This window comes from Flagellimonas olearia (genome assembly GCF_009184425.1).
Taxonomy (GTDB): domain Bacteria; phylum Bacteroidota; class Bacteroidia; order Flavobacteriales; family Flavobacteriaceae; genus Flagellimonas; species Flagellimonas olearia.
Window position 1 is genome coordinate 1 of sequence record NZ_WELG01000102.1, and the last position, 361, is coordinate 361.

Consider the following 361-nt stretch of genomic DNA (forward strand, 5'->3'; position numbering starts at 1 on the left):
GCGGTTACCGGTTAGGCGCGCCGCTATGATGGCACGCTCATTACGTTCCCGGGTGCTGTGGCTGGTGGCGCTCAGCTTGCTGAGTGTCTGGTTGCTGTTGGCATTGTGGTTACACAATACCGTCAAGCAGCATCTGGGAACGGCACTGGATCAACGTCTGGCAGCGTCGGCACGCATGGTCGCTTCCATGGCCAATGCCAGTGCACCGGTGTTATCCGGTAACCCTGGGTTGCAGGCCGCGGTGAATAGCGGGTTATTTTGTCAGGTGATGAATGTACGGGGCGAAATTTTGGCACGCTCCGGTGGAGCCCCAACGGCTCACCTTGCCAGTGCTCAGGACGGCTTTACGGAACGATCCCTG

General features: G+C 59.0%; 1 protein-coding gene. It reads left to right on the forward strand.

The window, feature by feature from the left end:
- Window positions 1-25: 25 nt before the first annotated feature.
- Window positions 26-361 (forward strand): sensor histidine kinase N-terminal domain-containing protein (locus tag F8C76_RS19365; protein WP_211372197.1); only part of this gene is annotated, 336 nt, incomplete at its 3' end.